The sequence below is a fragment of the Grimontia sp. SpTr1 genome (assembly GCF_947387585.1).
In the GTDB taxonomy this organism is placed as follows: Bacteria; Pseudomonadota; Gammaproteobacteria; order Enterobacterales; family Vibrionaceae; genus Enterovibrio; species Enterovibrio indicus.
Genome location: NZ_CANDOD010000002.1, coordinates 126,362 through 140,860, shown reverse-complemented (window position 1 = coordinate 140,860; position 14,499 = coordinate 126,362). Strand labels below are relative to the sequence as shown.

Here is a 14,499-nt window from a genome sequence, read left to right as displayed (position 1 = left end):
TTCAGATATAAAAAATCCCCGGACAGCCGGGGATTTTTTGTTTAAGGCTTTATGAGTGGAATGTCTTACCTTCCGCAGCCATGGCTTTAAGCAGCTCACACGGTGCAAAACGCTCACCATATTTGGCTTCATGGTGCTCAAGCATTTCCACCAAGCGCTTAATGCCAATATGATCCATATAGCGGAAGGGACCGCCAAGGAATGGTGGGAATCCGATACCGAACACGGCACCAATGTCACCGTCACGCGCTGATTTCACCACACCTTCATCCAGACACTGGGCAGCTTCATTCAGCATCATCAGCACACAGCGGATGGCCAGCTCATGTGCTGAAAGCTGACTTTTCAGCTCAACACCCAGCAAGGTGTAGACACGTTTATCGACTTCTTTTTTCTTACCGTTATAAACGAAGAAGCCTTTGCCGCTCTTACGACCTTTACGACCGTCATTCAGCATCACGTCGAACACATCCGGTGCGCGGAAACGCTCACCCAGTTCATTCAACAAGATTGGGCTGATCTTTGCGCCAATGTCGATACCCACTTCGTCTAGTAGTGTCACTGGACCAACTGGGAAACCGAAGTCCAACAGCGCATTGTCAATGTGCTCAACCGACTCACCGGACAGCAAAGTCCTCGCCGCTTCATTCATGTAAGGCGCAAGAATACGGTTCACGTAGAACCCGGCCTTGTCAGCCACCACAATCGGCGTTTTACCTTGCTTCTTCGCAAGCTTCACGACAGTCGCCACCGCTTCTTCGGACGTGCCCGCATGTGGAATGACTTCTACCAGTGGCATTTTATCGACCGGCGAGAAGTAGTGCAGACCCACAATATTTTCAGGACGCTTCGCACCCTCGGCGATTTGATGGATTGGCAGTGATGAGGTGTTAGTAGCGAAGATGGTGTCTTCAGCCAGATTCTCCTCTACTTCCGCAACCATTTGGTGCTTCAGTTTCAGATCTTCAAACACCGCTTCTATGACCACGTTATTTCGGCTCATACCCGAATAGTCAGTCGTGCCGCTAATGCGATCCATCTCTTTTTGCATTTCGGCTTTGGAAATGATGCGGCGCTTGCGCTTTTTATCCATCAGTTTGTAGCTGTAAGCCATGGCATTCAGAATGCCATCGTTGCTGACATCTTTGACGCGCACTGGCGTGTTCGCTTTGGTCGCAGAAACATTGGCGATACCAGCGCCCATCAAACCACCGCCCAGCACAGTCACGCCTGTCACAGTGCGAGGCTCAGCATCAGCGCCGGTTTCTTTTTTCATTGCTGTTGTCGCAAAGAAAATGCTGCGCAGTGCGGCAGATTCTGATGACATCACCAGCTCACCAAAGCGTTTCGCTTCCAGCGCCAGACCTTTCTCTACACATTTATCCAAGCCTTGTTTGATGACCTCAAGGATCGCTTCAGTGGCAGGGTAATTACCGCGGGTTTTCTCACGGGTTTTCTTCGCAGCCTGATCGAACACAACAGAACGGCCAAGTGCATTACCGCCCATCGCCCAATCCTGCCAGCTACCTTTGCGTTTGGGTTTACCCTTCAGCGCCAACTCTTCAGCAACACGAAGCAACACAGACTGAGGAACCACATCATCGACTACGCCCATTTTCTTCGCTTTCTTGGCGCGAAGCTGTTTGCCCGTCAGAATCATATCCAACGCGCCCGGTACACCGATGAGTCTTGGAAGACGTTGCGTACCGCCGGAGCCCGGCAACAGGCCAAGCTGCACTTCCGGAAGACCCAGACGGGTTTTATCATCATCACTCGCGACTCGGCTATGGCAAGCCAGAGCGAGTTCCAAACCACCGCCCAATGCAGGGCCATGAATGGCAGCAACGACATGAAATGGCAGTTTCTCAATGCGGGAGAAAAGCTTCTGGCCATGCTCTGCGATGACTTGTGCATCTTCTGCGGTATTACAAGCATCCAGCATGCGAACATCTGCACCGGCAACAAAGTTATCCGGTTTTGCAGAGTGCAGCACCAGACCTTTGATATCGCTTTTGCTTTCAAGCTCGCTCAGAATCGCACTGATTTCATCAACAAAGGTGGCTTGCAAGGTATTCATGCTTTCGCCAGGGACATCAATGCTCAGCCACGCCACACCGTTGTCACCGTAGCGCAGCGAGAACGCACCGTTTGTTGGGGTTGTTTGTTCCGTCATTATTCTGCCTCCAAGATCATCGCTGCACCCAGACCACCTGCTGCACAAGCAGTATTCAATGCCAAACCACCACCACGGCGGCGAAGTTCATTCAAGGTTTGGGTGATCATGCGCGCACCGGTTGCGGCAAATGGGTGACCGTAAGCAATCGAGCCACCCAGCACATTGAACTTGTCCATGTCGATTTCGCCAATTGCTTGGCTACGACCGAGCTTCTGTTCTGCAAAGCTTTTGGACGCAAACATTTTTACGTTAGCCAACGTCTGCGCGGCAAACGCTTCATGCATATCTATTAGAGTGAGATCAGACAGCGTAATACCAGCACGATCCAACGCGATTGGCGTGGAGTAAGACGGCCCCATCAACATGTCATGCTCAACCTGAATCGCAGAAAACGCGTATGAGCGGATGTAACCCAGTGGGGTTAGGCCAAGTTCTTTGGCGCGGCCTTCACGCATCAGCATCACTGCTGCAGCACCATCGGTCAGTGGCGTACTGTTTGCCGCAGTCACAGAACCGTGCTTACGGTCAAAAGCTGGTCGCAGTTTCGCGTAGCCTTCAACCGTGGAGTCTTCGCGAACATTGTTGTCTTTATCAATCCACTGGCGATAAGGTTCTGGGAAGGCAGTCATCACCTCATCACGAACCAATCCGTCCGCCCAAGCTTTCGCTGCCAATGAGTGAGAGCGGTGCGCCAACGCATCTTGTTCCTCACGGGTGATGCCATGACTCTTTGCCATTTGCTCAGCGGTTTGTCCCATGCTGAGGCCGGTCGAATATTCCGCTACAGCTGGTGGAACAGGCGCTAAGTCTTTGAGGGAGAGTGAGCTTAGGAGTTTTAAGCGCTTGCTCATCGTCTTAGCTTTGCTAAGCGCCAGCAGTGTCGCTGCCATGTGCTTAGAGACACCAATTGGCAGCACGGAAGAAGAATCTGCGCCACCTGCGATACCGATATCAACAGCACCGGCCATGATGCTTTCGGTGACGTTGACGACAGATTGGAAGCTGGTCGCGCAAGCGCGGCTGACACTGTAAGCATCAGTGTGAACATTCATACCTGTGCCAAGCACTATTTCACGTGCGATGTTCGGCGCTTCCGGCATTTGAACAACCTGTCCAAAAACCAGCTGGTCGATTAGCTTAGGATCAATGTCGGTACGGTTTAGCATTTCGCTAACAACCATCTTTCCGAGATCAACAGCAGGCACATCCGCATACGCGGTGGATTGTCGTGCAAACGGGGTACGTAAACCCGAGACGACAGCTATACGTTCACCCTGACGCGTAGTCAGATTCTGGGGAGAGTTCATTGCCGCTCCTTGCAATTATTAGAGGTCAGACCAGAAGAGTGTAACCAATTTGTTATCAGATTAAAACGTGCGTTTTAATTAAATCTGCCAAGCAAACATAGACCGTTACGACATTTTTGAAAATAAAAACTGATCGAGAAGCAAAGTTGGAGAGTGACTAGAAACGAAAAGCAAAAAAAAACCACACCTATCAGGTGTGGCAACGTATGTGGAAAGCAATCACGTATTAAATCAATTAACGTAAAGCCAATTGCAAATCAGGTCATAGACCTGAGGAGAAAGTAAAGTCAGCCTTCAAAAAGGAAGTTTGTCATCTTGCTCAACACGGTTTCATGCGACAGATTCGGTAAACCAACGAAGTCTGTAACACGTCACCAGATGACAGTGCCTACTATACCCACGCGTCAGGAAGCGATTTTGAAGCAGATCAATTTTTTGTTTGATTACTTATCAATCGAAGGAAAGAGAGGCTAAAGCGAAGGGAAGATTGCGAGTTAGGTTGGATAAATATGCACTTAGTTGAATTATTTTAATTCTTAGAAAGCTGTCTAAAACACTACAACCACTGCCTAATTGGTTAAATTCAAACCAAATTACCTTCAGAAGGCAGGCTCCTTACATTTAACATGGTTATTTATTAGCCCAATCAACACTACAATTACAGCAAAGCGGCTAACCGTCTTAAAGCCAGATTGCTCACTTAGGGGCTGTTGACCTTTGGTGATGATCTTTTCAGCAATTTGGCATTTAAAATCCTAAATAATCAGGATGATAGAATGGTTTTGAAATTATTTGGAAATAAAAAGTCAGAAACCAAGGTCTCTAGTGATATGGAAAAGCAGAGACGATACGAAGCGCTCGTGAGAGCCTGGCACAGAGACCTCTACCGTTATGCATACTGGTTGACGAAAGACCAGCACGTAGCGGAAGATTTGGTGCAGGAAACCTGCCTACGTGCATGGCGCTCGCTTGATAGCCTTCAAGATGACAACGCCGCCAAAGCTTGGCTGATCACCATCCTTAGGCGCGAAAATGCACGCCGTTTCGAGCGTAAACAACTCGAATTGGTAGATATTGATGACCACCAGGTTGCAGACGATGCACGCCCCAGTGAAGAAGCCTCGGTCGAACAGCAATGGCTTCACAAGCAAATCATGCGTCTGTCACCAGAATATCGAGAACCGTTGGTGTTGCAGGTCGTTGCCGGATTTAGCGGTGAAGAGATCGCTGAGATCTTAGACCTAAACAAAAACACTGTTATGACGCGTTTGTTCAGAGCGAGAAATCAATTGAAAGAGTTCATGGACAATCAAACTTCAGGCCAGCGAGGTGCGCTAAATGGATGAGCTCGAATTTCGTCGACGCCTTCTGGCAGACCCTCAGGACAAAGATCCTGAGATTCTGGCAGCAAAATCAGACTCTCCAGCTAATCAAAAACTGGCTGCCGAATTAGAGCAACTGGATACACTACTTGATCAAACACTGCGCGTGGATGTGCCAGATGATTTGGTCGACAAAGTCCTGTTTAAACAAACCAGTGACGTAGTGCGGGAAGCAAGGAAGCCGCGCTTTCATCTGGCTATCGCCGCTTCTGTTGCATTTGCTTTCGGCATTATGCTGGGTCAATTCAATTGGCAGGCGCTACCGGTATTACCGGGACAAGCAAGCCTTGGGCAAATAGCGCTAGAGCACTATTACCATGAAGAAGACTTCACCAATAACGTGTTCGAGGGTGCAACCCTGACTCAAGTAAATGCCAAGCTTTCACCATTAGGTAAAACCTTTAATGGTCAGTTGCCTGGCGAGGTGTCGTACATCAACCATTGCAGCTTTGCCGATAAGCACGCTGTTCATATGGTGCTAAAAGGCAACAATGGCGAAGATTTCACTGTGTTTGTTGTGCCGCAGCAATCCAAAGCTATGGAAAACTATAGCGATGGCAATATGGAAGCTATTTCATTGCCAGCAGCCAATAACAGCAGTGTGATTGTAGTAGGCAAAGAAGGCGCAGATATCATGCCTGTCGCTGAACAGTTGAAGCAACATCTCAATCAGAAGGCTTGATACAATCCATTACAAAATCTAGGGGAGCAGATGCTCCCCTTTTTCTTTTCCCGCAATTACAACCACCTAGCGCCATCCCAAGCATTTACAAAACAGCATTTTATAACTGGTCAGATTTCCAATAAAGCACCTACACAATAGAATTTGCGCAGCTCATTCTGAGCATAAATATCAAAAAAATTATAATTTTATTCGGAATATTCACATTATGAATAAGAAGCGTCTGTTTATCCGCTCAGCAGTGGCAATGGCTGTTGCGGCGAGCTCCACGTCAGCACTGGCTGCTGGCTTCCAACTTAATGCACAATCAGCAACAGGTATCGGCCGTGCTTTTGCTGGTGATGCTGTGATCGCAGATAACGCAGCTGTTATGGCGCGAAACTCTGCGGCAATGGCGCTGTTTGATGAGAAAGCATTCTCAATTGGCTTTGAGACAATCACGACTGACATCACCGTCAGTGATGCAACTTACAGCAGTCTTGCTACGGGTAATCAGCCAGTACCAGTTGCTGATACTGATGATGTGGGCGGCACTTCTGTTGCTCCAAACGTACATTTCATCATGCCTCTCAACGAAAAGTTTGCTGTTGGTATCAATGCCTATTCGAACTTTGGCACCAAAACTGAGTTCTCTGATGACTATGTGGCGACTGAATACGGCGGTTTGACCGACGTGAAAAGCTTTAACCTGGGTCTTGCTGGCTCATACCGCTTGAACGACCAATGGAGCTTTGGTGCAGGTCTCGACATCATCTATGGTCAAGGCACAATGAAGCGTACAGCCAATGAAAACCTACCATTTGTTGGGGGGAACGATTTACTGAATGTTGATGGTGCCGACGGTTTTGCTGTGGGTTTCAACGTTGGTACGGTGTACGAACTGGATGAAAACAACCGCTTCGGTTTTGCTTATCGTTACAGCCCAGAATTTGAAGCTAAAGATGACAAAGGCCAGAAGATCACCCTTCCACTGCCTGATATCGCTGAATTCTCTGGCTTCCATAAAATTGAAGACACCAAATTTGCCGTTCACTACAGCGTTCAATACATTGGTTGGGGATCTTTCGATAAAATCGAATTTGAAAACCTTCAAGGCACAGTACTGACTGGTTCATATAACAAGCCGTACGAATGGCAAGATGGCTGGCACTACAGTATCGGTGGTACCTACTACCTGAACAACGATTGGACACTGCGTGCCGGTTATATGTATGACACCAGTGCACAAGACAGCCTAACATCAATCTCTGTTCCAGACTCTGATCGTCAATGGTTCTCTGCTGGTTTGACATACAACCTTGACCAAAGCTCAACCATTGACTTCGGCTTTACCTACCTAATGGGTGAAGAAGTGTCCGTATCTGAAAGTACAGAATTTAATGGCATCACTTTGTCTTCTGTCAATGCTACAACCCAAGCAAATGCAATTCTGATGGGTCTGCAGTACAGTCGCAGCTTCTAATTTCATTAGAACACAGTGACTAAAGGGGAGCATATGCTCCCCTTTTTGTTCGCTCAAATAAAGCCTAAAGTGAACAAACTCAGTCATTCCAAGGCTTTTCAGCGTACACAAGTACGCTTAACTGGCATTTAGGATTAACACGTGTTCGCCGAAACTCAGCGTACACTTGTTTCAAACCACCCAATGAATAGTGCATTTTACTGAAATACATCAATCCATCGATATATTTATCTAAATATATCCTCTCTCTATCATCAAAATTGCATATTGATTGCCTGTCAGTACCCTGTACCGACCACAATAATCAAGTAAATACTCTAATGAACAAGAACAAACTTCTTCCGCTGGCAATTGCTGCAGCACTTGGCTCTCTTTCTTCAACGTCTGCAATCGCTGCAGGTTTTCAACTGGCGGAGTATTCTGCAACTGGTCTTGGCCGCGCATACGCCGGTGAAGCTGCAATGGCAGACAATGCATCTGCACAATTCCGCAATCCAGCCATGATGACTTATCTGGAAGGCACCCAAGTTTCTACTGGCCTTATCTACGTTGATCCAAATGTTGATGTAGAAGGGCGTCAATACTGGACACAGCAAGACCCGGGCACTCCAACTTCTTCCGAGGATTTTGCAGATTCAGCCTTTATTCCAAACTTCTACTTCTCTCATCAATTGAACGAGAAGGTTTATCTGGGTCTGGCACTGAGCTCAAACTTCGGCATGCACACTAAGCTGGATGACAACTTCAAAGGCACCCAGTTTGGTAATGAAGCGTCAGTGATGACCATGGAAATCAATCCAAACATCGCATACAAAATTAACGACCAGTTCTCTGTTGGTGCTGGTGTTAGATACGTATTAGGTGAAGGTAGCATTGGTGCGAAAAGCTCTGCAGATATCAAAAAACCACTCAATGGCAATGTCATCGTACCTACTGGTACTACTCTAAAATACATGGAAGGTGATGATACTGCTTGGGGTTGGCAAGCTGGTGCAGCTTGGCAGATCAATGAAGACAACCGTTTAGGCTTTAACTATCGCTCTGAAGTGAATCTGAATCTGGAAGGCCATGCCACTGGCCTAGCGTTTGGTACTACTACTGCGCAATTGCCTGGCAGTATGGAGCTGACGCTGCCAGCAACCGCAGAGATAGCAAGCTTCCACCAACTGACCGACACTGTTGCAGTACACGCTAGCATCAACTGGACTGACTGGAGTACCTTCGAAAAGCTGGAAGCAAACATTCCTTCCCTTTCTCAACCAAACCAATTGGTTAAACAAGAGAACTGGAAAGATAACTATCGCTTTGCTGTTGGTGCCACTTATCAGTTGAACACCAAAACCCAGCTTCGTTCTGGCGTTGCTTATGATACAGCAGCGGTCGATGACGCTAACCGCACCATTACAATTCCAGAAACCGATCGTCTTTGGTTAAGCCTGGGTGCAGGTTACCACTACTCTGATAACCTAACGCTTGACGCAGGTTTCACTTACATCTTTGCAAAAGACGCAGATGTCAAAGAGCCTCGTGACGGAATCAGTTCTGACCTAACTTCTGTACCTTTTGGAGGTACTTTCGAAGGTCAAACCTCTGGCAACGTATGGCTGGCAGGTGTTCAGGCCACTTACCGTTTCTAAGAGTTGAACAAATCCCAGAGACAAAAATGCCACTCAATCGAGTGGCATTTCTTTGTTAATTTCTTAGTAATCGTCGATTTCGTCTAGCAAATCGTCATCCAGATAACTGTCGTCAGGCTCTGGTAAATCTACCGCCTTTCCGCCTCGGGCTTTAAACTCTTTATTCTGGAGGTAAGCATCACGTGCAAAGGCGTATGGATCCGGTGAGTTAGTCAGCAAGCTTTCCTGTTGAACCAAGGCTGCTCTGTCTTCCATCCCTTCAAACATCCATTTGAGAATAGATTGCGGAAGCGTTAACAGAGACAGCGGCGGATAAAGGCCATCGACCATATCCCCTGCTCCCTCACGCAACGTGATGGGTCCGTAAACGGGGAACATAAAGTAAGGCCCTTGCCCTATGTCGTAGTAACCCATGGCGTCACCAAACTGACGGTCAGAGATTTTCGGAACATTGGCAGCCGAAGCGATATCGATTAAGCCACCAATACCAAAGACAGTGTTTAGCCAAAAGCGATTAAAGTGGGTAAGTGCCGCTTCGCCATCAAGCATAACAATGCTGTTCACCATGCTTGCTGGCTCTTCGAGGTTACTGAGGAAATTAGAGATACCCGTTCGTGTCCAGCTTGGCACATAGTCGACATAAGCCAGCGACACAGGTTTTGCGATATAAGGGTCTAGATAATCATAATTGACCGTCCACATCGCGCGGTTGAATCCTTCAAAAGGATCATTGGGATGCGAAATGTCGAATTCAGCATTGGTTTCAGCGTCAGCCTGAGATTCTTCCGGGGATTGGGCACAACCACTCAGTAAAACCAGCACGCCAACTGCCAGAATAAGTTGTTTCCACATTGTTATAACTTGTCCTTTAGGTAAAAAAGAGGTCGGTTAAATACCGACCTTTTGTCATTATTTTGGCAGTATAAAGCACTTACTGCTTTTGGTTAATCACTAACTGTGAACTTCCGCCGAGCTCAAACGGGTCGGTTTCCCCAAACCAGTCACCGTCACGTGTCATTACGTTGCCGTCGTTGTCAATGCGGGCTTTCACCATCACCTCTGGCAATGAAGACATCAAACGCTCTGGGATCATGCTGTCCGCATCTGTCAGTTCAACTTCTACCGGGAAGCGGCTCAGCGGCAAACGCTTCGCTGCAACCGGCATTGGCGCACCATCCGCAGAGTGAACCGATACAATCAATACACCTTCGCTTGGCAATTGGACTTGTTCATCCAGCGAAATTGTCACAGAGACGGACTGTCCTTCGCCAGCGCCCATTTGTGCTTCTGCACGTTGAATACTGCGGTCCAACATAGAGATACGTGGATCGTCCGCTGGCAGTAGTTGTTTCATGGTAGACCAAGCAGCAACCGCCTCTTCGTAAGCACCGCGCTCAAAAGCATCAAATGCAAGCAATGAAAACGCTTGAAGGTTGCCATGATCGACTCTAATCACTTCGCGCAATAGATTGCGCGCTGTATTGCTGTTTTGCTCATCACCCGACAGCATAAGAGATTGCGCATAACCTAGCTTCACGTCGCTGTCGTCTGGCATCAGGTTGTAGGCTTTCGCCATTGCACCTTCGGCGGTTTGCACATCACGGTTTGCCAAACCAATGCGACCAAGCAGTAACCATCCCATCGCATCATCAGGCGTCTGTTGAAGCTTAGTACGAAGAGACAGCGTCAACTCCGCCATTTCCTGATCTGTCATCGGCTCATTGGTGTCAGACATCAAACGACGAGACAGATCCGGCAAGCGTGATGCCGTCTCTTGCCAAGAAACCACTTCACGATAGTTGCCCATGGTGTCGTACAAGCCATAGCTCATCAACACCATGATAAGGATGCCTGGCACCAATACGACAAAAGGGACCTTACTTTGTGTCGCTGACTTCTCGTTGGCCGGAATGTCATCCAGCAATGATTGCTTAAGCTCAACTGCCAATTCATTCTGGTTTTCCACCAGACCTTCCTCGGCTTCTTCGTTAAGCTCTTCCATACGATCACGGAAGAAGGCTTTGTTCAGTTCATCGCGGCTCGCCGCTTCGTCTTGTTCCTTACCGCGGTAAATCGGCAAAACAAATAAGCCAACAGAGACCACCATCATTAAGGCTGTGATCAGCCAGAACCACATTTCAGTCATCCATTGTTATCCTTATTTTTATTGTCAGCCGAGCCTTCATTGAGCAACGCATCCAGACGTGCCTGCTCTTCGCTATCAAGTTCAGCTTTAACGGTTTTCGCTTTAGGTTTACGGCTGCGCATCACCAAGACAGTGAATCCAACAACCACAAACAATGCCGGGCCAGCCCAAAGAATCAATGTCGACGCCGTCAGTGGCGGGTTGTAAGTCACGAAGTTACCGTATCGATCAACCATGTAATCGACAATCTCGTCTTCGTTCTTACCTTGCTTGAGCATCTCATAAACCTTCAAACGAAGATCCTGAGCCAAGCCAGCATTGGAATCGGCAATATTATTGTTCTGACACTTAGGGCAGCGCAGTTCTTTGCCGAGCTTTTTGAAGGCTTCTTCTTGTTCAGGTGTGTCAAACTCATACACTTCGATCGCTGCAGAGACTGTGAACGCAGCACTTGCAGCCAGCATGATTGCTAACAGAAAACGTTTCATTAGCCTTTTGCCTCCGCCAGCATTTGCTCGTACATCGGGCCTAATTTTTCGTTCCAGTTTCTATCATTCACATCACCGACATGTCGGTAACGAATCACACCGTTAGCATCGATAAGGAACGTCTCTGGCGCACCGTAAACACCAAGATCCAGACCTAGCATGCCATCACCATCAAACAGGCTGACCAGATAAGGGTTACCTAATTGGTTGAGCCAGCCGATCGCTTTCACGCGATCGTCTTTGTAGTTAAGGCCAATGATTTTAACGCCGTTGGCCGCTAACTCATTCAGGTAAGTGTGCTCTGCGTAACAAGTAGGGCACCAAGTTGCCCACACGTTCAAAAGCAGAGGTTCGCCTTTGAAAATGTCCTGATCGTAAAGCTTGCCAGCTTGCGCCAAATCTTCCAGACGGAACGAAGGAACTGGTTTACCTACCAGCACTGACTCTAACTTCGTTGGGTCATCACCTTCGGCGTTCTTGCCCAATTGCACAAAGAAGACACCAACCAACACCATAAACAGTGCAAACGGAATAAAGAGTAAAGGTTTGTTCACCCTTAAGCCTCCTTCACTGGCTCAGCAGATACTTCTGATTGAGCCTTCTTACGAAAACGGTAACGCTTGTCCGAAATAGCCAGCAAACCACCCAGTGACATCACCAGTGAGCCGAACCAAATCCAACGAACAAATGGTTTGTAGTAGATACGCACTGCCCAAGAGCCATCATTCAAACGTTCACCCATTGCCACATAGAGGTCACGGGTGATACCACGGTCAATCGCCGCTTCGGTCATCATCGAGCGCTGAACCGTGTAGAAACGTTTCTCAGCATGCAGTGTGTTTACGCGCTTATCGCCACGGTAAATATCGAAGTCAGCGATGTAACCGTCGTAGTTCGGACCATCTTTATCGCGAAGACCTGCGAAATGGAAATCGTAGCCTTGCAGTTCAATGCGATCGCCAGGTGCCATTTTCACGTCGCGTTCGATGTCGTAGTTCTGAACCATTGCAATACCGAGCACTGTGATTGCCAGACCGATATGACCAAGCACCATCGCCCAGTGGCTCCGACCCAGCTTACCGAGACCGGTGACGAAATCATGACGGTGAGTCGCACGCTGATACACCTCGATGCATGACAAAGTGATGACCCAAAGGCCCATCACCGCACCCAGCGCAGCCAGCGGCATAAAGACATCAGCAAAGATCCACACCAGTGCAACGCCAAGAACAACAGAAACTACGCCACTAAACAGCAGTTCTTTTTTCACGTTCTTGAGGTTGTCACGTTTCCAGCGGATCAGCGGACCAATACCGAGAAGGAAGGCAAACGGTACTGACAGCCAGGTGAACAGCAGGTTGAAGAATGGTTCACCAATAGAAACCGACCCCAGGCCAAGCTGTTTGTGAACCAATGGCAACAATGTACCCAATAGAACAACAACCAGTGCAGCAACAAGCAGAATGTTGTTTGCCAGCAGGACATTCTCACGGGAGACCAGCTCGAAGTTACCGCGCACACGGACTTCTGACGCACGCAATGCATAAAGCAGCAGCGAGCCGCCGATAACCACCACAAGGAAGCCAAGAATAAACAGGCCCCGGCTTGGATCAGATGCGAATGCATGCACTGAAACCAGTACGCCAGAACGTACCAGGAAGGTGCCCAACAAACTGAGTGAAAATGCAGACAATGCTAACAGCACAGTCCAAGCTTTGAATGTGCCGCGCTTTTCCGTTACTGCCAATGAGTGCATCAACGCGGTACCAGCCAGCCAAGGCATAAACGAGGCGTTTTCTACTGGATCCCAGAACCACCAGCCGCCCCAGCCAAGTTCGTAGTAAGCCCACCAAGAGCCCAGTGCGATACCCAATGTCAGGAATACCCAAGCTGCCGTTGTCCAAGGACGGGACCAACGTGCCCACGCCGTATCAAGACGACCCGCCATCAAGGATGCAATCGCAAAAGCAAACGCCACAGAGAAACCCACATAACCCATGTAAAGCATCGGCGGGTGAACAATCAGCCCCGGATCCTGAAGAAGCGGGTTGAGGTCACGGCCATCAACCGGGAAATAAGGAAGTGTTCGCTCAAACGGGTTCGACGTCAGAATGATAAACAGCAGGAAGCCGACACCAATCATGCCCATCACTGCCAATACGCGGGAGACAGACTCCAGTGGCATGCCACGGCTGAAAATGGCAACGGCCAGTGTCCAACCTGCTTGGATAAGCACCCAAAGAAGCAACGAGCCTTCGTGTGCGCCCCAGACTGCCGTCAGACGGTAGTACCAAGGCAAGGCACTGTTTGAGTTACTCGCTACATACGTGACCGTAAAGTCGTTAACGTAGAATGCCCAGCTCAATGCGATAAAAGACATCAATAGCATCAGGAACATGCCGATAGCCAGTGGACGCGCGGAACGCATCATGGCCTGGTTTCCGACGTGAGCACCCCACAGAGGGTAGATACTCAACAGGACGGAAAAACCAAGGGAGATAATAAGGGCGAAATGCCCTAATTCAGCAATCATTAGTAGCTACCCTGTTTTTGCTGCTCGGTGTATTCAAGCGGTTTATGCCCTTTGTTCATCGCTTCTGCGATTTCAGGCGGCATATATTCTTCATCGTGTTTCGCCAATACTTCGCTTGCGAACACGGTACGTTCATCAACCAGCACACCCTGTGCAACAATTCCCTGACCTTCACGGAAAAGGTCAGGCAGAATGCCTTCAAATTCCACGGTGACTTCAGGGCCAACATCCGCAACACGGAAACTCACTTTCAGAGATTCTGGGTCACGCTCCACTGAATCTGTCACCACCATGCCACCAATACGCAGACGTTGACCGACTTCAGGTTTGGTGCCATCAGGCTTACCATTCACCAATTCAGTTGGCGTGTAGAACAAGTCCATGTTTTGGTTCAATGCGTAAAGCACCAATCCAATCGTCGCGCCTACACCAAACACCAGGGCGAGAGCCAGCCCCAGTCGTTTCTTGCGTCTCGGGTTCATAGCGTGTTCTCCATTTTTTGGGCATTCTTAATACGTTGCTCTCGGGCAACTTTATTTTTGATTTCTTTAAACAGTTTGCGTCGGGTGAAACGGGTCGCCAGTGCTACCCAAGCCATCGCCACGAATGTAATGCCGAAGGCGCCCCAAACGTAGCCAGCGTAACCACCCATCGCCAGAAATTCAGAGAAAGAATCGAAGTGCATG

The 14,499-nt window shown here is 48.5% G+C and carries 13 protein-coding genes; 4 read left to right on the top strand and 9 right to left on the bottom strand.

Annotated elements, in window-relative coordinates; all coding sequences use genetic code 11:
* Positions 1-49 precede the first annotated feature (49 nt).
* Together fadJ and fadI are read right to left on the bottom strand one after the other, a co-directional pair.
* Complete coding sequence (gene fadJ, locus QL223_RS04860; RefSeq protein WP_281544063.1) at positions 50-2,173, bottom strand: fatty acid oxidation complex subunit alpha FadJ; 2,124 nt, start codon at positions 2,171-2,173, stop codon at positions 50-52.
* Positions 2,173-3,483 carry an acetyl-CoA C-acyltransferase FadI gene (fadI, locus tag QL223_RS04855; RefSeq protein WP_039849816.1) on the bottom strand — a complete coding sequence of 437 codons (1,311 nt, stop codon included), beginning with the start codon at positions 3,481-3,483 and terminating at the stop codon, positions 2,173-2,175. The genes fadJ and fadI overlap by 1 nt, the downstream gene beginning before the upstream one ends.
* 776 nt (positions 3,484-4,259) lie before the next feature.
* On the opposite strand from fadI, the gene QL223_RS04850 reads away from it, so the two are divergent.
* The 4 genes from QL223_RS04850 to QL223_RS04835 all read left to right on the top strand — a co-directional run bounded on the left by QL223_RS04850 (position 4,260) and on the right by QL223_RS04835 (position 8,646).
* Positions 4,260-4,829, top strand: coding sequence for a sigma-70 family RNA polymerase sigma factor (locus QL223_RS04850; RefSeq protein ID WP_002537816.1), 570 nt, complete (start codon positions 4,260-4,262; stop codon positions 4,827-4,829).
* A complete protein-coding gene (locus QL223_RS04845) occupies positions 4,822-5,547 on the top strand; it encodes a DUF3379 family protein (protein WP_281544062.1) in 726 nt (241 codons plus the stop codon). The genes QL223_RS04850 and QL223_RS04845 overlap by 8 nt, the downstream gene beginning before the upstream one ends.
* A gap of 208 nt (positions 5,548-5,755) precedes the next feature.
* Complete coding sequence (locus QL223_RS04840) at positions 5,756-7,009, top strand: outer membrane protein transport protein (RefSeq protein ID WP_281544061.1); 1,254 nt, start codon at positions 5,756-5,758, stop codon at positions 7,007-7,009.
* A 320-nt stretch (positions 7,010-7,329) separates the two neighbouring features.
* Entirely contained in the window at positions 7,330-8,646 is a 1,317-nt protein-coding gene (locus tag QL223_RS04835; protein ID WP_281544060.1) for an outer membrane protein transport protein, read from the top strand.
* Between the two features lie 63 nt (positions 8,647-8,709).
* On the opposite strand, the gene QL223_RS04830 is transcribed toward QL223_RS04835, so the two are convergent.
* The 7 genes from QL223_RS04830 to ccmD all read right to left on the bottom strand — a co-directional run bounded on the left by QL223_RS04830 (position 8,710) and on the right by ccmD (position 14,498).
* On the bottom strand, positions 8,710-9,498 hold the full coding sequence (locus QL223_RS04830) for an MlaA family lipoprotein (RefSeq protein WP_281544059.1): 789 nt from the start codon (positions 9,496-9,498) through the stop codon (positions 8,710-8,712).
* A 79-nt stretch (positions 9,499-9,577) separates the two neighbouring features.
* Complete coding sequence (ccmI, locus tag QL223_RS04825; protein WP_002537824.1) at positions 9,578-10,792, bottom strand: c-type cytochrome biogenesis protein CcmI; 1,215 nt, start codon at positions 10,790-10,792, stop codon at positions 9,578-9,580.
* Positions 10,789-11,280: a cytochrome c-type biogenesis protein gene (locus QL223_RS04820; protein ID WP_002537826.1), complete on the bottom strand. Its 492-nt coding sequence runs from the start codon at positions 11,278-11,280 to the stop codon at positions 10,789-10,791. The genes ccmI and QL223_RS04820 overlap by 4 nt, the downstream gene beginning before the upstream one ends.
* Positions 11,280-11,834 (bottom strand): DsbE family thiol:disulfide interchange protein, encoded by a 555-nt coding sequence (locus tag QL223_RS04815; RefSeq protein ID WP_002537828.1) that lies wholly within the window; start codon positions 11,832-11,834, stop codon positions 11,280-11,282. Before QL223_RS04815 ends, QL223_RS04820 begins: the two co-directional genes overlap by 1 nt.
* 2 nt (positions 11,835-11,836) lie before the next feature.
* Positions 11,837-13,813, bottom strand: a complete 1,977-nt coding sequence (locus tag QL223_RS04810; protein WP_002537830.1) for a heme lyase CcmF/NrfE family subunit — start codon at positions 13,811-13,813, stop codon at positions 11,837-11,839.
* A complete protein-coding gene (gene ccmE, locus QL223_RS04805) occupies positions 13,813-14,295 on the bottom strand; it encodes a cytochrome c maturation protein CcmE (RefSeq protein ID WP_002537831.1) in 483 nt (160 codons plus the stop codon). The genes QL223_RS04810 and ccmE overlap by 1 nt, the downstream gene beginning before the upstream one ends.
* Positions 14,292-14,498, bottom strand: a complete 207-nt coding sequence (gene ccmD, locus QL223_RS04800) for a heme exporter protein CcmD (RefSeq protein WP_002537832.1) — start codon at positions 14,496-14,498, stop codon at positions 14,292-14,294. The genes ccmE and ccmD overlap by 4 nt, the downstream gene beginning before the upstream one ends.
* Position 14,499 lies beyond the last annotated feature (1 nt).

Excerpts from the sequence above, each read along its gene's own strand:
- QL223_RS04810 (WP_002537830.1), bottom strand. The coding sequence starts at position 13,813 with ATGATTGCTGAATTAGGGCATTTCGCCCTTATTATCTCCCTTGGTTTT.
- ccmI (WP_002537824.1), bottom strand. The coding sequence starts at position 10,792 with ATGACTGAAATGTGGTTCTGGCTGATCACAGCCTTAATGATGGTGGTC.
- ccmE (WP_002537831.1), bottom strand. The coding sequence starts at position 14,295 with ATGAACCCGAGACGCAAGAAACGACTGGGGCTGGCTCTCGCCCTGGTG.
- QL223_RS04845 (WP_281544062.1), top strand. The coding sequence starts at position 4,822 with ATGGATGAGCTCGAATTTCGTCGACGCCTTCTGGCAGACCCTCAGGAC.
- QL223_RS04850 (WP_002537816.1), top strand. The coding sequence starts at position 4,260 with ATGGTTTTGAAATTATTTGGAAATAAAAAGTCAGAAACCAAGGTCTCT.
- fadJ (WP_281544063.1), bottom strand. The coding sequence starts at position 2,173 with ATGACGGAACAAACAACCCCAACAAACGGTGCGTTCTCGCTGCGCTAC.
- QL223_RS04835 (WP_281544060.1), top strand. The coding sequence starts at position 7,330 with ATGAACAAGAACAAACTTCTTCCGCTGGCAATTGCTGCAGCACTTGGC.
- QL223_RS04840 (WP_281544061.1), top strand. The coding sequence starts at position 5,756 with ATGAATAAGAAGCGTCTGTTTATCCGCTCAGCAGTGGCAATGGCTGTT.
- QL223_RS04830 (WP_281544059.1), bottom strand. The coding sequence starts at position 9,498 with ATGTGGAAACAACTTATTCTGGCAGTTGGCGTGCTGGTTTTACTGAGT.
- fadI (WP_039849816.1), bottom strand. The coding sequence starts at position 3,483 with ATGAACTCTCCCCAGAATCTGACTACGCGTCAGGGTGAACGTATAGCT.
- ccmD (WP_002537832.1), bottom strand. The coding sequence starts at position 14,498 with ATGCACTTCGATTCTTTCTCTGAATTTCTGGCGATGGGTGGTTACGCT.
- QL223_RS04820 (WP_002537826.1), bottom strand. The coding sequence starts at position 11,280 with ATGAAACGTTTTCTGTTAGCAATCATGCTGGCTGCAAGTGCTGCGTTC.